The following is a 20106-nucleotide window of genomic DNA, read 5'->3' as shown; positions in this document are numbered from 1 at the left end:
TCGTCCATGAGGATGCGCTCCAGTTCCTGACGGAACGTGGCATTGTCCAGAAGGTTCGACTTGAGGTCGCGCAGCAGATTACGCATGATTGCCGGTTTTACGCGGCGCTCTTTAGTCCATCGCGAGCAGGCTCGCTCCTACAGGTGCCGCGATCCCGTGTGGCCTTTAAAACACCACACCCTGGCTACGCAGGTAGTCGTCGTAGGTGCCGCTGAAGTCGGTCACGCCATTCGGGCTCAGCTCGATGATGCGGGTGGCCAGGGACGATACGAACTCACGGTCGTGGCTGACGAAGATCAGCGTGCCCGGGTAGTTTTCCAGCGCCAGGTTCAGCGCCTCGATCGATTCCATGTCCAGGTGGTTGGTCGGTTCGTCCATCACCAGTACGTTCGGCTTTTGCAGGATCAGCTTGCCGAACAGCATGCGGCCTTGCTCACCACCGGAAATGACTTTGACCGACTTGAGGATCTCGTCGTTGGAGAACAGCATCCGGCCCAGGGTGCCGCGAATGACCTGCTCGCCCTGCGTCCACTGGCCCATCCAGTCGAACAGGCTGACATCGTCTTCGAAGTCGTGGGCGTGGTCCTGGGCGTAGTAGCCCAGCTCCGCGCTTTCGGTCCACTTCACGGAGCCGGCGTCCGGGGTCAGCTCGCCCATCAGGGTGCGCAGCAGGGTGGTCTTGCCGATACCGTTCGGGCCGATGATCGCCAGGCGCTCGCCGGCTTCGACGGTGAAGCTGAAGTTCTTGAACAGGGTCTTGCCGTCGAAGCCCTTGGACATCTGCTCGATGGTCACGGCCTGGCGGTGCAGCTTCTTGGTCTGTTCGAAACGGATGAACGGGCTCACGCGGCTCGATGGCTTGACCTCGGCCAGCTGGATCTTGTCGATCTGCTTGGCGCGGGAAGTGGCCTGCTTGGCTTTCGAGGCGTTGGCCGAGAAGCGGCTGACGAACGTCTGCAGTTCGGAGATCTGGGCTTTCTTCTTGGCGTTGTCCGACAGCAACTGCTCGCGGGACTGGGTGGCCGCCGTCATGTACTCGTCATAGTTGCCCGGGAACAGGCGCAACTCACCGTAGTCCAGGTCAGCCATGTGGGTGCAGACGCTGTTGAGGAAGTGACGGTCGTGGGAAATGATGATCATGGTGCTGTTACGCGCCTTGAGAATCGTTTCCAGCCAGCGAATGGTGTTGATGTCCAGGTGGTTGGTCGGTTCGTCGAGCAGCAGCACTTCCGGATCGGAGAACAGCGCCTGGGCCAGCAATACCCGCAGTTTCCAGCCTGGAGCCACTTCGGACATCGGGCCGAAATGCTGTTCCAGGGGAATACCCAGGCCCAGCAGCAGTTCACCGGCACGGGATTCGGCGGTGTAACCGTCCATTTCGGCGAACTCGGTTTCCAGTTCAGCCACGGCCATGCCGTCTTCTTCGCTCATTTCCGGCAGCGAGTAGATACGGTCGCGCTCGGCCTTGACCTTCCATAGCTCTTCATGGCCCATGATCACGGTGTCGATCACGGTGAATTCTTCGTAGGCGAACTGGTCCTGGCGCAATTTACCCAGACGCACGTTCGGCTCCAGCATGACCTGGCCGCCGGAAGGCTCGAGGTCATCGCCGAGAATTTTCATGAAGGTCGACTTGCCGCAACCGTTGGCGCCGATCAGACCGTAACGGTTGCCACCGTTGAATTTGACCGAAACGTTTTCGAAAAGCGGCTTGGCGCCGAACTGCATCGTGATGTTAGCTGTAGAAATCAAAGGTTTTTCCTGCGAAGCATTCAGAGTGGCCAGGGTTGCGCCTGTACCGCGCTTGACCCGAGTCAAAGTGCGCTGAGCCGGGATGGTTGCCCGTGATCAACGAGGAGCGCGTAAAGTTTGGCGGCGATTGTACTGGTCTGGCTCTTTAAACGATAGGGCGTTGAGGATCCTGTGACGCTTTGACAGCCTGGCAGGACAGATTTTCACAGTTTCAGGTTAACTATTGGTTACAAACTGTGGCTAAAATGCCACCTGTCAGCCTGATGCCGATCGTCGGCAGGGCTCAACGATGTGCTACGAGGCCGCCGGTTCGTAACCGGATGCTACCTGAGACTCAAGGTCTGCCTGGCCGGCAAGAGGCGCAGTCTGTTTACTTCTGACCTGTGACGATATTTGTGAAACTCATCATTGCCGTTATCTATCTGGTATCGATTGCGTATGTCCATCTGCGTGGTCGAGTGCGCCATAAGCTGGGGCGCCAACTGAGCGATCACTCGACGTTTCTGGCGCCGATCAATTGCTTCCTTTACTTGTGCTCGAAAATTCCCAACAAGCCTTACCTCAATCCTGCTGATTTTCCGGATCTGAGCCCCTTGCAGGCCCATTGGGAAGAAATTCGCGCCGAAGGCCAGAACTTGCTTCGGGCCGGTGAAATCAAGCGTTCGAACCAATACGACGACGTCGGCTTCAATTCGTTTTTCAAGACTGGATGGAAACGCTTTTACCTGAAGTGGTACGGCGAAAGCCATCCGTCAGCGATGAAGCTCTGCCCGCGCACCACCGAACTGGTTCAAAGTATCGGCTCGATCAAGGCCGCGATGTTCGCCGAGTTGCCACCGGGCTCCAAGCTGGTGCGTCACCGCGATCCCTATGCCGGTTCCTACCGTTATCACCTGGGCCTGGAAACGCCCAATGACCCCGGTTGCTATATCAATGTCGATGGCGAGAACTATCACTGGCGCGATGGCGAAGCCGTGATGTTCGACGAGACCTATATTCACCACGCCGAAAACACCACGCAGAGCAACCGCATCATACTGTTCTGCGATGTCGAGCGCCCGATGAAGTATCGCTGGGCGGCCGCGTTCAATAGCTGGTTCAGCCGCAATGTGATGTCTGCGGCAGGGGCACCGAATGATGCTGGCGACAAGGTCGGCGGAATCAACCGTCTGTTCGGTAAAGTCTATAAGTTCCGCCTGCGCGGCAAGGAACTGAAAAAGCGTAACCGAAAGCTCTATTACCTGCAGAAATGGTCGATCTTTGCCGGATTGCTGGCGGTTTTTGTTCTGATCTGATTCATGGTTTGAGGCCGGTGCATCCAATCGGTCACTTACTGACTTTTTTCCTCGCTGCCGGTTTGGTGCTCGCCTTCGGTTTGGCTGGAGCCTTACTGGCGCTTTTGCCCCCGAGGCTGCGTTTGAGCAGTTCAGTCAGATCAATGACATCTGCCGTTTTACGCTCTTCTTCGCCCGTGGCGGTTTCAACGTTTTCGATCTTGCCTTCATGGGCTTTCTTGTCCACCAGGGCCATGATTTTTTCTTCGAAACTGTCGCGGTAATCCTCCGGTGACCAGTCGGCGCTCATGTCTTGCACCAGACGTTTGGCCATGTCCAGTTCACCTTTGGCCAGCTCGGCTTTGGTGACATCGGCCCCCAGTGCCAGCTCGTCCAGGCTGCGTACCTCCGCCGGCCAACGCAGTTTTACCAGCACCATGGCCGACTCCATTGGCATCAATGCCGCCAGGTACTGACGGGTGTGCAACACCACGCGGGCGAGCGCCACCTTGTTGGTTTTGGTCAGGGTTTCGCGCAGCAACGCATAGACCTTGCCGCCGCGTTTGTCCGGTGCCAGGTAGTAGGGCGTATCTATGTTCTGCAAAGGAATCTGATCGCTGTCGACAAAAGCAAAAATGTCGATGGTCTGGGTTGAGAGGGGGTGAGCGGAGCGAATTTCCTCCTCGCTCAACACCACGTATTGGCCCTTTTCATATTGCACACCTTTGACGATGTGCTCCTTGGTGACTTCCTTGCCAGTGATCTTGTTGACGCGTTTGTAGCCCACCGGGTCCATGCTGCGGCTGTCGAGCCAGTCGAAGTCCACTCCTTGCGAAGACGTGGCCGAAACGAGTGCCACGGGGATATGCACCAGGCCGAAACTGATTGCGCCTTTCCAGATTGCCCGTGCCATGGTCGTCTTCCTGAAAGTGATGTTCAGGTGACCTGTGGCCGCGGGCAAAAGTTTCGATGGCTTTTGCGCCCCGCTGCGGTCTCGGATCAACGTCGTGTTACATCTTGGCGGGGAGGTTTTGATTAATAAATCCGAACCCCGGGCGTAGCGTGGTATCGAAGACCTTATCCACGCTGACGCACAGAGGCTCCCCATGAATCGATACGTGATTGGCGCAATAGCCCTGGCCCTGAGCGCAGCCCTTAGCCCACTGGCCGTGGCGGATACCTCTTTTCCTCTGCTGCCTTCTTTGCAGGTGGCGCAAAACCTGCCGGGCAGTACCCGCAACAATCCGTACAACAGCCCGATCCGCCGGGCCAATCCCAACAGCATGCAGGGTACTCAACCCGGTGCCCCGGCAATCCGTGGCCCCAACACGGTACCGGTGCCACGCCCGCCGACACTGGATAACGGTGGTATCGGCAATCGTTATCCGCAGCAGACAGCCCCGGCGAGCCCGCCGGTATTCATCCCCAATCCACCCTCTCGGGATGCCGGCACCGGCAACCGTTGAACGGCAGGCTGCGGCCCGCCGGCCATTCTGACGAAAAAAGGAATTGTGCATGTTGCGTAAAACCCTTCTCGCCACCCTCTGTGCCAGCGCATTGATCAGCACCACGACGACGGCATCTGCGGCGCCGATGCAGGAAATGAAAAGCGAACAGGGCACTGTTGAGGTCACTGCGATCGTGACCGGACTGGAGCATCCCTGGGCCTTGGCGTTCTTGCCCGATCGTACAGGCATCCTGGTGACGGAGCGGCCCGGCAACCTGCGCCTGGTGACGGCCGACGGCAAGCTGTCGGCACCGCTCAGCGGAGTGCCCCAGGTCTGGGCCAAGGGGCAGGGCGGCTTGCTCGATGTAGCGCTGTCACCTGACTTCAAGCAGGACCGGATGGTTTATTTGTCCTACGCCGAGGGCGGTGGCCAGGGCGACAAGGCCGGCACCGCGGTCGGGCGCGGGCGGCTGTCGGAGGACCTGACAGCCATCAAGGATTTCCATGTGATCCTGCGCCAGGAACCCAAACTATCGGTAGGCAACCACTTTGGCTCGCGACTGGTGTTCGATCGTGACGGCTATCTGTTTGTCACCCTTGGGGAGAACAACGACCGCCCGACCGCCCAGGACCTCGACAAGCTGCAAGGCAAAGTGGTGCGCATCTATCCGGACGGCAAGGTGCCGAAAGACAACCCCTTTGTCGGTCAGGCCAGCGTGCGCCCGGAAATCTGGTCTTACGGCCAGCGCAACCCGCAAGGTGCTGCGCTCAATCCGTGGACTGGCACGCTCTGGGAAAATGAACACGGCCCCCGGGGCGGCGACGAGATCAACGTCATTGAGCGAGGCAAGAATTACGGCTGGCCGCTGGCGACCCATGGCATCAACTATTCCGGTCAGCCGATTCCGGAAGCCACGGGCGAAATCGCCGAAGGCACGGTTGCACCGCACCATGTGTGGGAAAAATCCCCGGGATTGAGCGGCATGGCGTTTTACGATGCCGATCGTTTCAAGGCTTGGCAGCACAACGTGTTTATCGGCGCGCTGGTGAGTCAGGAGTTGATCCGTTTGCAGTTCGAGGGTGACAAGGTGGTGCATGAAGAGCGCTTGCTCGGAGAGCTGAACAAGCGCATTCGCGACGTGCGACAGGGGCCGGACGGGTATTTGTACGTGTTGACCGATGAGGCTGACGGAGGGCTGTACAAGGTTGGCTTGAAGTAGCCCTCACTTAACTGCGGCTCAGGTCAGGTTATTCCTGAACGGCTTTTTCGACCTTGCTCGATGCCGACCAGATTCGGTAGTGCACTTCGACGTCCTTGGGGACGTACACAACGATTGGCAGTTTGCTGTTGTAGCGCAGCATGAAGCCGTCGCCGACCACCGGGACGAACTCCTGTTTGCGCTTGCCGTCGGGGCAGGCCATCAGCGTACTCATGGGGCCGATGACTGTTTCCAGACGATAAAACGGGTAGCCCCAGCCTTCGAGGTTTTTCTCCTCGAGCATGCCGCCCAGGCGTTGCTGGTTGCAGTCCACGGTCAGGGTCTTGCCGGCGAGGATTTCCACCTGGAAGTCGCCTTCCCGGCTCTGCGGGGTGAGGTGAATGACCTGGCGGGTAAAGCCGCTTTCAGCTTTCGGAAAGGGGGCCACTTCTTCAAGTTTACCGGCTTGCGCCAGGCTGCAAAAGGCGGCTGCAATCAAGCCGAAGGTTGTATTGAGTTTCAATGGGCGCATGATGCCTCCTGGCGTAAAATGGTTTGGAGCATTCTTGCTGCCATAGGCGGCGAATGCAAATCCGTCTCCGGCAGCGGGTAAATTGCAGGGTTAAAAAAGTGAGTTATTGCAATTTGCATGAAGCCATAACTGGATGAACGGCCTAAGTTCCTGATTTGCGGATGAACTGCTCATTGCAGAGCCAGGCATGTTTTGTGCTGTAGCTGTTGAGAAGCTGGCCGCGATTACCTATGAGCCAGCATTGATAGGCTGTCTCAAAATGGAGGGTCGCCATGTTTCTTTCTGCCTTGGAACTTCGCAACATCATTGAAAGCAGTTTTCTGCCTAAACGCTGCCAATGCACGCTGTCACCCGAGTTATCAATGACGGTGAAAGTCTATGCCGACAGTCAAACTGATAACCTTGATCTATTCGTGACCGGTATTGATGCCTCGGGGCTCAATGGTTGTCGGGAAATCAATGAGCTGGTTGCTCAACTGCGCACACGGCAGCATCAGCCGCATCCAATGGATTTCCAGCCCCAGGCGAGAATGAGCAAGGCTCTTTAGCCTGCGTTTTCGAATGCCCCCGACAAGCGCCAGGTCTGGACAAACGCCAGGCCCGGCGCCAATGGGACTTTACCGTCAGCCCTGGTTCTCGCAGGCGTCGGAAAGTTTACGGTAGGAGATTTGCGCCGGTTTTCCGGTTTCGTCGATGTACTTCATGTCAGCCTGCACCACTTTGCACTCCAGGGTGTCGGGTTCGGTCAGCGATATCACCTTGCTAACGTGCAACGGCATGCCGTAGTGATAGGGTACCGCTTGTGAAGTTGTAGTCTCATTGGCCTGGGACAGGCCGGAAAATGCGGCACAAGCGAAGGCTGTGCCAACCAGCAATGTGCAAGTATTCATGAACGATCTCCGATGCGGACGGAAAGTCTGCTCGACGTGACAACCGTCGAGCCTGCCGCACCAGGCGTCAGAATTTTCTGAGGGCGTGCGGTCCAGTAAAGTATGGACCGCAGGGTTAAGCGAAGGTTAACCCGGCAAAATGCCACCTGTCGCCTTGATGATTGATCTGTTCACCCCAGTTGGTGGCGGTACGGTAAGTCCGGCCCGGTCTTGCTGCACGTCAATGCCGCCGCCTGCATCGCAAACGCGAGCATTTCATTGATCTGCTCGCGGCCCAATTGCGCCACGCCTTGCACACAATCGAGTTGTCGCTCGGTCAGCCAAGCGATCAACGCTGCCTGGAAGGTGTCGCCGGCACCAACGGTGTCAGCGATTTCCACCTCGCGGGCGGGCAACGACCACGAGCCGTGCGCCCGACTGAAAACCGTTGCTCCGTTACTGCCACGGGTCAGGAACACTAACTGGCAGCGGTGCTGCAACCAGTCGTCGATCACCTGTGCCGGCTCTTGTCCGGGATACAGCAGGTGCAAGTCCTCGTCGCTGACTTTGATCAGGTCCGCCAGTTCCACCAGCGTTGCGATCCGCGAACGCCACAGCTGGATATCGGGTTCGGGATTGAGCCGCACGTTCGGGTCGAGACTGATCAGGCGCTGGCCGCATTCGCGACGCACCAGCGCCAGCAGGGTGTCGGCAATTGGCTGAACCACCAGCGAATACGAGCCGACGTGCAGGCCGCGCACCTGCGATCCCAGTTCTGGCAAGTGATGCGCTTGCAGTTGGCGATCAGCGCAACCTTCACCACGGAAACTGTACTGCGGCGAACCGTTGGCCCCTACCGCGACCATTGCCAGGGTGGTCGGTGCGGCAAAGTCATGAAGGAAGTCCTGGCACACCCCTTCATCCTGCAACACCTGTAGCAGGCGCCGACCCAGGTAGTCGGTGGATAACCCGGCCAATAGCGCCGCTTCCACGCCCAGGCGGCGCAAACCTACCGCAACGTTGAACGGCGAGCCGCCGGCAATGGCCTGGAAGTTCGCTTTTGAAGCTGCACCGTTCCCGTCGTTCTCACTGAAGAAATCGAACAGCGCTTCACCACACACCAGATACATAGTTGTTCACTCTTCAAAGGGTCACTGTGGAATCCGGTTTTTCGCTTCGATCCATTGCGCCATGTACTGAGTACTTTTGTGCTGATGATGGCGCAGCATGCCGCCGGTGAAGTTATCTCTTCTGATCTGGTGCAGGCGAGCCTGGCAATCGAGCAGCTTTTCAGTCAAGGCCGGTCCGTGAACAACCTGTTGGTAACGACTGGCCAGCAAGGCATGCGCCTGGGTCTGGGCGTTCAGCCAAAGGGCCTTGTCGTTGTGCAGCCGTACGGCGCTGTCGGCGAACTCTCGAGCCGTGCGGGTCACGGCGCCGGGCCAGGGTTGTTCATCGTGCATGGCTTCGGCGCCTACGGGAGTGGTGACGTTAGGCGTCCCACAGAGCATTGCATCGACGATTTTGCCTTTGATGCCCGCGCCGAAACGCAAGGGCGCCATGCATACCCGCGCTGCCGACATGACCTGCAGGGCGTCTTCGGCCCAGTTCATTACATGAAAGCCTTGGGCGGGGTTATGCAGGGCGGTAGCCTTGGGCGGGGTGTAGGCGCCGTAGATATGTAGCTGCGCGCCAGGCATCTGGGCGCGAATCATCGGCCAGATCGCGGTTTTCAGCCAAAGCACGGCATCCCAGTTTGGCGCATGGCGAAAGTTACCGATGTGCAGGAAGTGCGCGCGGTCTTCGAATGGGACGGGCGGGGTCGACGGTGGATCGACCATCAACGGACACCAATGCAGCAAGCTGCGCGGCACCTGGAACTGCGAGACCAGCAGCTCGATTTCCACGGGGGAAATCATCAGGCTCAGGTCGCACCGATAGATGGCGGCGATTTCGCGTTTGGCCACGTCGGTATTGGCCATGAGCTCGAACTCTTCGCGCAAGGCAGGCGCGAACAGTTCGCTGAAATCATCGTTATCGTCACAGGCTTTCAAACGCTCCTTGAGGCGTTGATGCCGGGCGTCGCGCAAACTCTGCAGATCTGACGTCTCAAGCACCCGCATGGCATCGGGGCAGTGTTTTTCAACGCGCCAGCCGAATTGCTCTTCCATCATGAAGCGATCGAACAGCACCACATCCGGGGCAAGCTCACGAATGAACTCATCAAAACTGCTGTTGTTCAGCTCGATCGGCACCTCGCCAATACCCAGCGCCGTCAGGTCAGCCCGGTGTTCCCCGGAACTGGCGGGGCTACTGAAGGTGATGTCCCAGCCACGCTGCAGGAAGGCTTCGAGTATCTGCATCATGTGCCCGCCGGCCGCGGAAGAGCGGGGCTCGGGCCAGACGTAACCAATGACCAGGACTTTGGTTGCGCGGGGCTGACTCATGAACGGAAATTTCCTTGAAACGGGCGGGAAGCGAGGGAGTGTCGAGGGTGGCAATTAAACCATAGTCGCTCCCTTGGTGGCGCCACGGATCAGCAGCCGGGCTGCAATGCGCTGCGGTCCGCGAGCCGATAGTGAAACTGAAGTCGCTCGTGCGTGCCTGTTACGGCATTGCTTCAACCCAGGATGCCTTTGACCTTGTCACGCAACTGGTCTATCGAGAACGGCTTGCCAATCACGTGCATGCCTGCGGGCACTTCAATGCTTTCGGCGTAGCCGCTGGCAAAGAGGATGGGGAGCAGAGGGCGTAACGTCCTGGCCCGAGTGGCCAATTCGCGACCATCCATACCCGGTAAGCCGACATCGGTCATCATCAGGTCGATGTGCAACTGGCGATCGTCGAGAAACGCCAAAGCCTGTTCGCTGCCATCAGCCTCGATCACTTTGTACTCCAGCTCTTCGAGCACATCGACGATCAGCATGCGCACGATGGCATCGTCTTCGACGACAAGAATGGTGGAGGCACTGACGGCGGACATAATGTATTTCCCGAAGATAATTAGCAGTAACCGGTCGAGCGAAATCACCGGTCTCATGCATCAGTAAGCGGCGGCTCCCGACAAGTTCCCGGCGGTATGGAAAAAGAACAGGTGCCCACCTGCGCCAAGAATAACCCGTGCCCGTGAGCGTGCGCAGCGGAATGTAGGAAGTTAGGAACAAAGATGTCAGAAAATTGGATCCCAGTGGCATTTTTGCGGCAAACTCCTAGCATTCCGACAGCATCACAAGGCCTGCCCCATGACCTCCGCGTCCTCGGTTGATGAGCAACGATTTCGTAAACTACTTAGCCGCAACGTCAGCCTGCCGTTGGGGCTGGGTGTCATCAGCGCGGTGTTTTTCGTTTCGCTGATCACCTATTTGTTATCGACGATCCAGTGGGTGGAGCACACCGACCGGGTGATCAATAACGCCAACGAAGCGGTCAAGCTGACGGTCGACCTGGAAACCGGGATGCGCGGCTATCTGCTCAGTGGCGACGAGCATTTCCTCGACCCTTACGAAACCGCCAAACCGCGGATCGCTGTCGCCGTGGACACCTTGCTTGAACTGACCGCCGACAACCCGGTGCAGACCGACCGCCTGCGCCGGTTGCAGGCGTTGCATGCGGAATGGACGGCTTACGCGCAATCGATGATCGACTTGCAGCGTACCAGCGGCGATTACCGCAGCGCGGTCAGGACCGGGCGGGGCAAACGCCTGACTGATGAAATTCGCAAGCAATATGATGAAGTGATCAGTACCGAACAACAGCTGCGTACCACGCGCAACGAAGAGGTCCGCCGCACCACGATCTGGAGCATCAGCCTTTATATCTTGTTCATTGCCGCTGTCAGCGCAGTGTTGTCCTACATCGGCCGGCGTGATCTGCTGGGCCTGTCGCAAAGCTACAGCGTCAATCTCGCCGCGCAACAGGCCAGCGCCCATCGCCTGGAACAGCAAGCCTGGTTGCGCAATGGCCAAACGGAACTGGCCGAGCAGGTGCTGGGCCAGTTGAGCCTGAACATGCTGGGACGCAACATTCTGCAGTTTTGCGCGCAGTATCTTGGTTCAGCTGTGGCGGCCATTTATGTCCGCGAGGAGCAAGGCAGCCTCAAACGCATCGCTTCCTATGGCTTCTCTCGGGAGCAGGAAGCATTGGACCAGCAGATTGACGCGGGCGAGGGCATTATCGGCCAGGTGGCCAGTCAGGCTCGCCTGATTCGTCTCGACGAGGTGCCGCAGGACTATTTCAAAGTCAGCTCCGGCCTTGGTGAAGGTTTGCCGCGCAGTGTGCTGGTGGTGCCAACCAGCGACGACGACCGGGTCAATGGTGTCATCGAATTGGGCTTCCTGCGTCCGCTTAACGATCGTGACGTGGAACTGCTGGAGCTGATTGCCGGGAACATTGGCACCTCGGTTGAAGCTGCTCGCTATCGCCAGCGCTTGCAGGAGGTACTGGCGCAATCCCAGCAACTCAACGAAGAACTGCAAGTGCAGCAGGAGGAGCTCAAGACTGCCAACGAAGAACTTGAAGAACAGTCGCGAATTCTCAAGGAGTCCCAGGCGCACCTGGAAACCCAGCAGGTCGAGCTTGAACAAACCAATGAGCAACTTGCCGAGCAGGCGCAGATCCTTGCCGACCAGCGCGATGCCATGGACCGCAAGAACACCGAGCTCAATCAGGTGCAAAGCCAGCTTGAAGACCGCGCCCAGGAGTTGCAGCGTTCCAGCAAGTACAAGTCGGAATTCCTCGCCAACATGTCCCATGAGCTGCGCACACCGCTCAACAGTTCGTTGATCCTGGCCAAGCTGCTCGCGGAAAACCCTCAGGAAAATCTTAGCGCCGAGCAGGTCAAGTTCGCCGAATCGATCTATTCGGCCGGCAACGATTTGCTGAATTTGATCAACGATATCCTCGACATTTCCAAGGTCGAGGCCGGCAAGCTGGAAATCCGTCCGGAGAACGCCAACGTCGAGCGTCTGGTCGACGGTTTGCGCGGCATGTTCCAGCCGTTGGCGGCAGACAAGCAACTGGACTTTCGCGTGGAACTGCAGGCCGGTGCCCCGTTGATGATGTTCACCGATCGGCAGCGCCTGGAGCAGGTGCTCAAGAACCTGTTGTCCAACGCGGTGAAATTCACTGAAAACGGCAGTGTCAGCCTGACTGTTGCTGCAACGCCAAATGACGGCATTGCATTCATTGTCCGCGATTCCGGGATTGGTATTGCAGCGGATCAGCAGGAAAGCATTTTCGAAGCCTTCCGCCAGGCCGACGGCACCACCAATCGCCGCTACGGTGGCACCGGGCTGGGGCTGTCGATTTCCCGGGACCTGGCCGCGCTGCTCGGCGGTTCCATCAGCGTTTCCAGCACTGCGGGGCAGGGCAGTGTATTCACCCTGGTGCTGCCGCAACATTACATTGAGCCAGGGGAGGAAACCCCCGAACCCATGAGAATGGCAGCGGTGCCGATGAAGCCGGACGTTGCTGCACCGATCCTTGCGCCGCAGATTGCCGACGTCGCCATTGCGCGTTTCGACGACGATCGCCATCGGGGCCCTTTCACCAGCCGTTGCATCCTGGTGGTCGAGGACGAACCGAACTTTGCCAATATTCTTTACGACCTCGCCCATGAGCTGGGTTATCAGTGCCTGGTGGCCCATGGCGCCGATGAAGGCTATGACCTGGCCACAGCGTTCATTCCCGACGCCATTCTGCTGGACATGCGCCTGCCGGATCATTCCGGCCTGACGGTACTGCAACGTCTGAAGGAGCATGCGCAAACCCGGCATATTCCGGTGCATGTGATTTCCGTCGAAGACCGGGTGGAAGCGGCCATGCATCTGGGCGCCGTCGGCTACGCCGTGAAGCCGACTACCCGTGAAGAACTCAAGGATGTGTTCGCCCGCCTGGAAGCCAAGCTGACCCAGAAGGTCAAACGCGTGCTGCTGGTCGAAGATGACGATCTGCAACGTGACAGCATTGCCCGGCTGATCGGAGACGACGATATCGAAATCACCGCCGTGGGCCTGGCCCAGGAGGCGCTGGACCAGCTGCGCTGCTCGGTCTTCGATTGCATGATCATCGACCTCAAATTGCCGGACATGCTCGGTAACGACCTGCTCAAGCGCATGTCTACCGAGGACATCTGCTCGTTTCCGCCGGTGATTGTTTATACCGGTCGCAACCTGACCCGGGACGAAGAGGCGGAACTGCGCAAGTATTCGCGCTCGATCATCATCAAGGGCGCACGCTCGCCCGAGCGTTTGCTCGATGAGGTGACACTTTTTCTGCACAAAGTCGAATCGCGGCTGTCTCAGGAACGGCAGAAGATGCTCAAGGTGGCGCGCAGTCGAGACAAAGTCTTCGAGGGGCGCAAGGTGCTGCTGGTGGATGACGATGTCCGCAACATCTTCGCCCTCACCAGTGCGCTGGAGCAAAAGGGCGCCGTTGTGGTCATCGGCCGCAATGGCCAGGAAGCGATCGATAAATTGAATGAAGTCGACGACGTCGATCTGGTGTTGATGGACGTGATGATGCCGCAGATGGATGGCTTTGAAGCCACCATCGAGATCCGCAAGGACCCGCGCTGGCGCAAGCTGCCGATCATCGCGGTGACGGCCAAGGCCATGAAGGACGATCAGGAGCGCTGCCTGCAGGCGGGCGCCAACGATTACCTGGCCAAGCCCATCGACCTCGATCGCCTGTTTTCACTGATCAGAGTGTGGTTACCGAAGATGGAACGTTTCTAGTGGAGCGAAATAGCGAAATCGAATTGCGCTTGTTGATCGAGGCGATCTACCTCAAATACAGCTATGACTTTCGCGATTACTCCGGCGCGTCGATCAAGCGTCGGGTCAATCATGCGTTGAGCCAGTTCGAATGCAATACCATTTCGGCGCTGCAGGACAAGGTCCTGCACGATCCCGCGGTGTTCATGCAACTGCTGCAATTGCTGACGATACCGGTCAGTGAAATGTTCCGCGACCCTTCGCACTTCCTGGCCATTCGCAAGGAAGTGGTGCCTTTGCTCCGGACCTGGCCCTCGATCAAAATCTGGATTGCCGGGTGCAGCACGGGCGAAGAGGTGTATTCGATGGCGATTCTGCTGCGCGAGGAGGGTTTGCTCGATCGCACCATTATCTATGCCACCGACATCAACCCGCACTCACTGGAAAAAGCCAAGCAAGGGATTTTCTCGCTGGAGAATGTCCGTGCCTACACTGCCAATTACCAGCAGGCAGGTGGCCAGTGTTCGTTTGCCGACTACTATACGGCGGCGTACGACTACGCCATTTTCGACAAGACCCTGCGCGAGAACGTGACCTTCGCCGATCACAGCCTGGCGACGGACAGCGTATTCTCAGAAACTCAATTAATATCGTGCCGTAACGTATTGATTTATTTTAATAAAAAACTTCAGGATCGAGCATTTGGATTGTTTCATGAATCCCTTTGCCATCGAGGATTCCTGGTGTTGGGCAGCAAGGAAACCCCGGATTTTTCGGCCTTTGGCGATCACTTCCAGGCTATGGTCAAACAGGAACGGATCTACCGTAAATCATGAACAGCGCAGCGGGCCAGCCCGCCATCGAAGCAATAGTGATCGGTGCCTCTGCCGGAGGCGTCGAAGCATTGCTGCATATACTCGAACCGCTGCCGGCGGGCTTCGCCTTGCCGATCATCGTCGTGCTGCACCTGCCGGACCAGCGCCATAGCCAGTTGGCCGAGGTGTTCTCGCGCAGGGTCGCGCTGCCGGTCCTGGAGGCGGGGGACAAGACGCTGGTGGAAGCCGGCACCCTGTATTTCGCCACACCCGGTTATCACTTGTCGGTAGAGCAGGACCGCAGCTTTTCCCTGAGCCTGGAGCCCCGGGTGCACCATTCGCGTCCGGCGATCGATTACCTGTTCGAATCGGCCTCCGATGCATACGGAGCCAATCTGCTGGCGGTGTTGCTGACCGGCGCCAACCGTGACGGCGCGCTGGGCCTGGCTCAGGTTAAACAGCGCGGCGGCCTGACCGTCGTGCAGGACCCCCTTGAGGCCCAGGTGGCCACCATGCCTCAGGCTGCGCTGGATTTGCACCAGCCAGACCATATTCTCACCACACGCGGCATCGGCCGTCTGCTTGTCGAGCTGGAACGAATCGCATGCTAAGTACTATCCAGGCCAAACTGCTGATCGTCGACGATCTGCCGGAGAATCTGCTGGCGCTTGAAGCGCTGATCAAGCGGGAGGACCGTACGGTGTACAAGGCATTGTCCGCTGACGAGGCCTTGTCGCTGTTGCTGCAACACGAGTTTGCCATGGCCATTCTCGACGTGCAGATGCCTGGCATGAATGGCTTTGAACTGGCCGAACTGATGCGCGGCACGGAAAAGACCAGGAACATTCCGATCGTGTTCGTCAGTGCCGCCGGCCGTGAACTGAACTACGCATTCAAGGGCTACGAAAGCGGCGCCGTGGATTTCCTGCACAAGCCGCTGGATATCCATGCGGTCAAGAGCAAGGTCAATGTCTTCGTCGACCTGTACCGCCAGAGCAAGGCGATGAAAGAGCAGGTGCTGGCCCTGCAGGAGAGTCGCCGCGAGCAGGAGGCGTTGCTCAATCGCTTGCAAAACACCCAGCTGGAACTGGAGCAGGCGGTGCGCATGCGCGATGACTTCATGTCCATCGTCGCCCACGAAGTGCGTACGCCGCTCAACGGTCTGATTCTTGAAACCCAGTTGCGCAAGATGCATCTGGCGCGGGACAACGCCGCCGCGTTCACCCTGGACAAAATGCAGGCCATGGTCGAGCGCGACGAACGGCAGATCAAAAGCCTGATTCGCCTGATCGAAGACATGCTCGATGTGTCGCGGATTCGTACCGGTAAACTGTCAATCCAGGCCAGAAGTTTTGATCTGGCGGAATTGGTACGTGGCTTGCTGGAGAGTTTCGCCCCTCAGGTCGAGGCCGCCGAGTCCTCGGTGACACTGGATGCCGGACAACCGGTCATCGGCAGTTGGGATGAGTTTCGCATCGAACAGGTCATTTCCAACTTGCTGACCAACGCCCTGCGTTATGGCGCCAAGAGTCCGGTCAGCGTGAAGGTGTACAGTGACGGGCCGCAGGCAATAGTCGAAGTGCGTGATCAAGGGATTGGCATCAGTGAGGAGAACCAGCAGCGGATTTTTCAGCAGTTCGAGCGGGTATCGGCCAATCATGCCGTTGCCGGCCTCGGCCTGGGATTGTTCATTTCGGAGCAGATTGTCACCGCCCATGGCGGTACCATTACCGTCGAGAGCCGGATTGGCGAAGGCGCCCTGTTTCGCGTTTGTCTGCCGCTGTAGGAAAACAGCCGGATAAACGCAACCTCTGATCGGCCCTATGGTCGTATCAGCAGCAATTGACCGAACAAAGGCTTCCCATGAGTGAAGATGCGCAAGATGTTGTACTGGTCGTCGAAGACGATCCCTCCATACTGATGGTGCTGGTCGCTTATCTGTCGGGGGAGGGTTACCGGGTGCTGCAAGCCGAAAACGGTGAGCAGGCCTTCGAAATCCTCGCCAGCAAACCGCACCTGGACATGATGATCACTGACTTCCGCCTGCCCGGTGGTATCTCCGGCGTGCAGATCGCCGAGCCGGCAGTGAAGCTGCGACCGGAGCTCAAGGTGATCTTCATCAGCGGCTATGCCCAGGAAATCCGCGAGACGGACAGCCCGATCACGCGCACCGCACCGATTCTGGACAAGCCGTTTGATCTGGACAGGTTGCAGGAGTTGATGCAGGACATGTTGTCGTAAACATGTCTGCCTGAACCGATGGACCCTGTGGGAGCCAGCAGTCTGGCTCCCACAGGTTTTGCGCTTGTTTCAGATTCGGATCATCTCCTGCACCTTCGCCGTCAACAGGTCGAAGGTGAACGGCTTGGTGATCATCTGCATCCCCGGGTCAAGGAAGCCGCCGCGCACGGCGGCATGTTCGGCGTAGCCGGTGATGAACAACACCTTGAGATCAGGGCGCAGCTGCCGACCGATTTCCGCCAGCTGCCGGCCATTCATGCCTGGCAGACCGACGTCACTGATCAACAGATCGATGCGCTGCGGTGAGTCGAGAATCGGCACCGCGCTGTCGGCATCAGCGGCCTCGACAAAGGCATAGCCCAGATCGCTCAGTACCGTACAGACGAGCACGCGCACAGCCGGATCATCCTCGACGATCAGTACCGTCTCGCCGTGATACGCGAACGAATCGTACTGCCGGTCGGCCGGCTGGTCCTGGGGCAGGTCGCCGCCGAAGCGCGGCAGGTAGAGGCTGACGGTGGTGCCTTGGCCAGGTTCACTCTGGATGCTGGCATGACCGCGCGATTGTTTGCTGAAGCCATAGATCATCGAGAGGCCAAGACCAGTGCCCTGGCCAATGGGCTTGGTGGTGAAAAACGGATCAAAGGCTCGGTCGATGATGCTTTGCGACATGCCGCAGCCGGTATCGGTGACACTCAATACCACGTAATCGCCGACACCGAGGTTGCCGTGGGCCCGGGTGAAGTCTTCATCCAGATGCTGATTGCAAGTGCTGACCACCAATTTCCCGCCGTCGGGCATGGCATCACGGGCATTGATCACCAGGTTGAGCAGGGCGCTTTCCAGCTGATTGGGGTCGGCTTCGGCAACCCAAAGGTTGTCGCTCAACTGTATGTCCAGGCGAATGCTTTCGTTGATGCTGCGTTGCAGCAGTTCACCCATGGAGACTACCAGGGTGTTCATTTCCACCGGTTTTGAATCCAGTGACTGGCGCCGGGAGAACGCCAGCAGGCGATGGGTCAGGCCCGCCGCGCGGTTGGCCGAGGTCACTCCCAGATCGATCAGGCTGTCCAGATCTTCGGTGCGCCCCCGGGCCAGCCGGCGGCGCAGCAACTCGAGACTGCCGATGATGCCGGTGAGCATGTTGTTGAAGTCATGGGCGATGCCGCCGGTGAGTTGGCCGACCGCTTCCATTTTCTGCGACTGGCGCAGGGCCTCTTCGTTGTGGCGCAACTGGGCGGTGCGTTCCTCGACCTGCTGTTCCAGGGTTTCGAGGGTGTTTTGCAGGCGCAGTTCGCTTTGGCTGAGGTCGATCAGCCGGTCCCTGGCTTCATACTGGCGTCGCCGTCCCCGCAGGGCGGTGGTCACCAGGCTGATCAAGGTGACCGGGTGAAAAGGTCGCTCGAGGAACGTCACATTGCCCAGCTGCGGGCCAATGCGTGACGCGGGATTGTGTTCCGGGCCGCCATGGTGAGTGAGCAATACGATCGGCAGGTCGGACCACGCCGGTTGTTGCTCGAGCAAGCGCAGCAGCGGCTCGGGATCACTGCCCATGAGGGCCTCGGAGGAGATCAGCAGCAGTCCCGCGCCTTGCTCCAGCTCCCCGCACAAGGCGGCCAGATCACGGCTGATGACCCCGTCGAAACCGGCTTCATTGAGCAACATCAAGGCAATCTGGCTGTCGCGTCCCAGTGGCGCGAGGATGATCGCACGCTCGGAAGTCGCTCTCACCACCGTCACCGGTGGTCTTCCTCAAGTAGCGGGCTACTGGCGCCCAGATACGTGGGCACGCCACGCAATACGCCCTGGAATGCATCGAGCGGTTCGCCGATGGTCATGCCTTGGGCACTGATGCGATATTCACGGATGGTCGATTCATGGCTGCCGGTGCGCTTCTTGATGATGGAGATGGCCCGGCGCACCTTGCCCAGGGCCTCGAAATAGCGCAGCAGAATGACCGTGTCGGCCAGATAGGTGATGTCCACCGGAGCCTGCATGTCGCCGACCAGCCCGTGCTGGGCAACGGTCATGAAGGTCGCGGCACCCTGGCGATTGAGGTACAGCAACAGCTCGTGCATGTGCAGCACCAGGGCATTTTCTTCCGGCATCGCCGCCTGGTAGCCGTTGATGCTGTCGATGACCACGGTCTTGATATTGCGTTCATCGACGCAACGTCTGACCCGGTGGGAGAACTCGCCGGGGGACAGTTCGGCGGCATCCACTTGCTCGATCAGCAAGTTACCGCTGTCTTGCAGCACTTGCAGATCGATGCCGATGTTCTTCATGCGCTCGAACAGCAATCCCAATTCTTCGTCGAAGATGAACAGCGCAGCTTTTTCGCCCCTGGCAACCGCAGAGGCGGCAAAGATCATCGAGATCAGTGATTTGCCGGTACCGGCCGGGCCGAGAATCAGGGTGCTGGAACCGGTCTCGATACCGCCTCCGAGCAGGGCGTCCATTTCCCGTATGCCGCTGGTCAATTGCTGGCGGATGTAGGTACCGCGATGTTCGGCGGCCACCAGGCGCGGGAAAACATGCACGCCGTCGGCCATGATGGTGAAGTCATGAAAGCCGCCACGGTATTTCTGACCCCGGTATTTAACCACCCGTATGCGTCGTCGTTCGGCACCGTAGCTGGGCGTCAATTCTTCAAGGCGAATCACGCCATGGGCGACACTGTGCACGGTTTTGTCCAGTGACTCGGTGGTCAGGTCATCGAGCAACAACACCGTGGCGTTATAACGCACAAAGTAGTGCTTGATGGCCAGGATCTGACGACGATAACGCAGTGAGCTCTGGGCCAACAGGCGAATCTCGGACAGGCTGTCGAGTATGACGCGGGTCGGCTTGAAGCGTTCCACCACTTCAAAGATCTGTCGGGTCGCTTCACCCAGCTCAAGGTCGGAGGAATACAGCAATGTCTGCTGTTGCTCGGCATTGAGCAGGCTTTCCGGTGGGGTCAGTTCGAAAATATGGATGTTTTCACCCAGTTCCCAGCCGTGGGACAGCGCTCCCTGGCGCAGCTCGCGTTCGGTTTCGGAGAGGGTGATATACAGCGAGCGCTCGCCGGCTGCCGCGCCGGCCATCAAGAAGTGCAAGGCCACCGTGGTCTTGCCGGTGCCCGGTTCACCTTCGAGCAGGAACACATGGCCGCGAGACAATCCGCCGGCGAGGATATCGTCCAGGCCTTCGATGCCGGTCGCGGCTTTGAGTTGGTTGAATTCGTTGGATGTAGACAAAAAACGTCCTCTCTTGTCCAAGGGG

Annotated in this window: 18 protein-coding genes and 1 pseudogene; 9 read left to right on the top strand and 10 right to left on the bottom strand. The window is 58.6% G+C overall.

What is annotated here, in order from left to right; translation table 11 throughout:
* A pseudogene (locus tag AC07OG_RS08300) lies at positions 1-86 on the bottom strand (type VI secretion system contractile sheath small subunit); the annotation flags it as partial.
* Positions 87-165: 79 nt separating this feature from the next.
* On the bottom strand, positions 166-1752 hold the full coding sequence (locus AC07OG_RS08295) for an ABC-F family ATPase (RefSeq protein WP_060542012.1): 1587 nt from the start codon (positions 1750-1752) through the stop codon (positions 166-168).
* A gap of 395 nt (positions 1753-2147) precedes the next feature.
* On the opposite strand from AC07OG_RS08295, the gene lpxO reads away from it, so the two are divergent.
* Positions 2148-3047: a lipid A hydroxylase LpxO gene (gene lpxO, locus AC07OG_RS08290; protein ID WP_060542013.1), complete on the top strand. Its 900-nt coding sequence runs from the start codon at positions 2148-2150 to the stop codon at positions 3045-3047.
* A 31-nt stretch (positions 3048-3078) separates the two neighbouring features.
* Here the strand turns inward: lpxO and ku are convergent, their stop codons facing one another.
* The gene (ku, locus tag AC07OG_RS08285; RefSeq protein WP_060542014.1) at positions 3079-3939 is read right to left on the bottom strand and encodes a non-homologous end joining protein Ku; all 861 of its coding nucleotides are present in this window, start codon (positions 3937-3939) and stop codon (positions 3079-3081) included.
* 193 nt (positions 3940-4132) lie between these two features.
* Here ku and AC07OG_RS08280 point away from each other — a divergent pair, with 193 nt between their 5' ends.
* On the top strand, positions 4133-4492 hold the full coding sequence (locus AC07OG_RS08280) for a hypothetical protein (RefSeq protein WP_495066713.1): 360 nt from the start codon (positions 4133-4135) through the stop codon (positions 4490-4492).
* Positions 4493-4541: 49 nt separating this feature from the next.
* Positions 4542-5693 (top strand): PQQ-dependent sugar dehydrogenase, encoded by a 1152-nt coding sequence (locus AC07OG_RS08275; RefSeq protein ID WP_495066712.1) that lies wholly within the window; start codon positions 4542-4544, stop codon positions 5691-5693.
* 28 nt (positions 5694-5721) lie between these two features.
* Here the strand turns inward: AC07OG_RS08275 and eco are convergent, their stop codons facing one another.
* The gene (gene eco / locus AC07OG_RS08270) at positions 5722-6204 is read right to left on the bottom strand and encodes a serine protease inhibitor ecotin (RefSeq protein WP_495066711.1); all 483 of its coding nucleotides are present in this window, start codon (positions 6202-6204) and stop codon (positions 5722-5724) included.
* A gap of 272 nt (positions 6205-6476) precedes the next feature.
* Between eco and AC07OG_RS08265 the strand changes: the two genes are divergently transcribed.
* Entirely contained in the window at positions 6477-6752 is a 276-nt protein-coding gene (locus AC07OG_RS08265) for a DUF1652 domain-containing protein (RefSeq protein WP_495066710.1), read from the top strand.
* Between the two features lie 75 nt (positions 6753-6827).
* On the opposite strand, the gene AC07OG_RS08260 is transcribed toward AC07OG_RS08265, so the two are convergent.
* The 4 genes from AC07OG_RS08260 to AC07OG_RS08245 all read right to left on the bottom strand — a co-directional run bounded on the left by AC07OG_RS08260 (position 6828) and on the right by AC07OG_RS08245 (position 10056).
* The gene (locus AC07OG_RS08260) at positions 6828-7094 is read right to left on the bottom strand and encodes a DUF2790 domain-containing protein (RefSeq protein WP_060542019.1); all 267 of its coding nucleotides are present in this window, start codon (positions 7092-7094) and stop codon (positions 6828-6830) included.
* Positions 7095-7264: 170 nt separating this feature from the next.
* On the bottom strand, positions 7265-8203 hold the full coding sequence (locus AC07OG_RS08255) for a carbohydrate kinase family protein (protein ID WP_495066709.1): 939 nt from the start codon (positions 8201-8203) through the stop codon (positions 7265-7267).
* 21 nt (positions 8204-8224) lie between these two features.
* Positions 8225-9520 (bottom strand): glycosyltransferase, encoded by a 1296-nt coding sequence (locus AC07OG_RS08250; RefSeq protein ID WP_495066708.1) that lies wholly within the window; start codon positions 9518-9520, stop codon positions 8225-8227.
* A gap of 173 nt (positions 9521-9693) precedes the next feature.
* Positions 9694-10056, bottom strand: a complete 363-nt coding sequence (locus tag AC07OG_RS08245; RefSeq protein WP_060542022.1) for a response regulator — start codon at positions 10054-10056, stop codon at positions 9694-9696.
* Between the two features lie 259 nt (positions 10057-10315).
* On the opposite strand from AC07OG_RS08245, the gene AC07OG_RS08240 reads away from it, so the two are divergent.
* The 5 genes from AC07OG_RS08240 (at position 10316) to AC07OG_RS08220 (ending at position 16842) form a co-directional block, all read left to right on the top strand.
* Positions 10316-13807 carry a response regulator gene (locus tag AC07OG_RS08240; protein WP_495066707.1) on the top strand — a complete coding sequence of 1164 codons (3492 nt, stop codon included), beginning with the start codon at positions 10316-10318 and terminating at the stop codon, positions 13805-13807.
* Positions 13807-14622, top strand: a complete 816-nt coding sequence (locus AC07OG_RS08235; protein WP_495066706.1) for a CheR family methyltransferase — start codon at positions 13807-13809, stop codon at positions 14620-14622. The genes AC07OG_RS08240 and AC07OG_RS08235 overlap by 1 nt, the downstream gene beginning before the upstream one ends.
* On the top strand, positions 14619-15212 hold the full coding sequence (locus AC07OG_RS08230; RefSeq protein ID WP_495066705.1) for a chemotaxis protein CheB: 594 nt from the start codon (positions 14619-14621) through the stop codon (positions 15210-15212). The genes AC07OG_RS08235 and AC07OG_RS08230 overlap by 4 nt, the downstream gene beginning before the upstream one ends.
* Positions 15206-16387: a hybrid sensor histidine kinase/response regulator gene (locus tag AC07OG_RS08225; protein WP_495066704.1), complete on the top strand. Its 1182-nt coding sequence runs from the start codon at positions 15206-15208 to the stop codon at positions 16385-16387. Before AC07OG_RS08230 ends, AC07OG_RS08225 begins: the two co-directional genes overlap by 7 nt.
* A gap of 77 nt (positions 16388-16464) precedes the next feature.
* On the top strand, positions 16465-16842 hold the full coding sequence (locus AC07OG_RS08220; protein ID WP_060542027.1) for a response regulator: 378 nt from the start codon (positions 16465-16467) through the stop codon (positions 16840-16842).
* Positions 16843-16911: 69 nt separating this feature from the next.
* Here the strand turns inward: AC07OG_RS08220 and AC07OG_RS08215 are convergent, their stop codons facing one another.
* Together AC07OG_RS08215 and AC07OG_RS08210 are read right to left on the bottom strand one after the other, a co-directional pair.
* Complete coding sequence (locus AC07OG_RS08215; RefSeq protein WP_495066703.1) at positions 16912-18582, bottom strand: ATP-binding protein; 1671 nt, start codon at positions 18580-18582, stop codon at positions 16912-16914.
* Positions 18579-20081: an ATPase domain-containing protein gene (locus tag AC07OG_RS08210; protein WP_218425924.1), complete on the bottom strand. Its 1503-nt coding sequence runs from the start codon at positions 20079-20081 to the stop codon at positions 18579-18581. The genes AC07OG_RS08215 and AC07OG_RS08210 overlap by 4 nt, the downstream gene beginning before the upstream one ends.
* Positions 20082-20106: the final 25 nt, after the last annotated feature.

The organism is Pseudomonas sp. GW821-FHT09H03 (genome assembly GCF_059415945.1).
The sequence above is the reverse complement of the archived record's forward strand: the minus strand, read 5'-3'. Positions and strand labels throughout refer to the sequence as shown.

Bases quoted from the DNA above. Each gene is read 5' to 3' on its own strand.
- ku (WP_060542014.1), bottom strand. From the start codon at position 3,939: ATGGCACGGGCAATCTGGAAAGGCGCAATCAGTTTCGGCCTGGTGCAT.
- AC07OG_RS08280 (WP_495066713.1), top strand. From the start codon at position 4,133: ATGAATCGATACGTGATTGGCGCAATAGCCCTGGCCCTGAGCGCAGCC.
- AC07OG_RS08275 (WP_495066712.1), top strand. From the start codon at position 4,542: ATGTTGCGTAAAACCCTTCTCGCCACCCTCTGTGCCAGCGCATTGATC.
- eco (WP_495066711.1), bottom strand. From the start codon at position 6,204: ATGCGCCCATTGAAACTCAATACAACCTTCGGCTTGATTGCAGCCGCC.
- AC07OG_RS08265 (WP_495066710.1), top strand. From the start codon at position 6,477: ATGTTTCTTTCTGCCTTGGAACTTCGCAACATCATTGAAAGCAGTTTT.
- AC07OG_RS08260 (WP_060542019.1), bottom strand. From the start codon at position 7,094: ATGAATACTTGCACATTGCTGGTTGGCACAGCCTTCGCTTGTGCCGCA.
- AC07OG_RS08255 (WP_495066709.1), bottom strand. From the start codon at position 8,203: ATGTATCTGGTGTGTGGTGAAGCGCTGTTCGATTTCTTCAGTGAGAAC.
- AC07OG_RS08250 (WP_495066708.1), bottom strand. From the start codon at position 9,520: ATGAGTCAGCCCCGCGCAACCAAAGTCCTGGTCATTGGTTACGTCTGG.
- AC07OG_RS08245 (WP_060542022.1), bottom strand. From the start codon at position 10,056: ATGTCCGCCGTCAGTGCCTCCACCATTCTTGTCGTCGAAGACGATGCC.
- AC07OG_RS08240 (WP_495066707.1), top strand. From the start codon at position 10,316: ATGACCTCCGCGTCCTCGGTTGATGAGCAACGATTTCGTAAACTACTT.
- AC07OG_RS08230 (WP_495066705.1), top strand. From the start codon at position 14,619: ATGAACAGCGCAGCGGGCCAGCCCGCCATCGAAGCAATAGTGATCGGT.
- AC07OG_RS08225 (WP_495066704.1), top strand. From the start codon at position 15,206: ATGCTAAGTACTATCCAGGCCAAACTGCTGATCGTCGACGATCTGCCG.
- AC07OG_RS08220 (WP_060542027.1), top strand. From the start codon at position 16,465: ATGAGTGAAGATGCGCAAGATGTTGTACTGGTCGTCGAAGACGATCCC.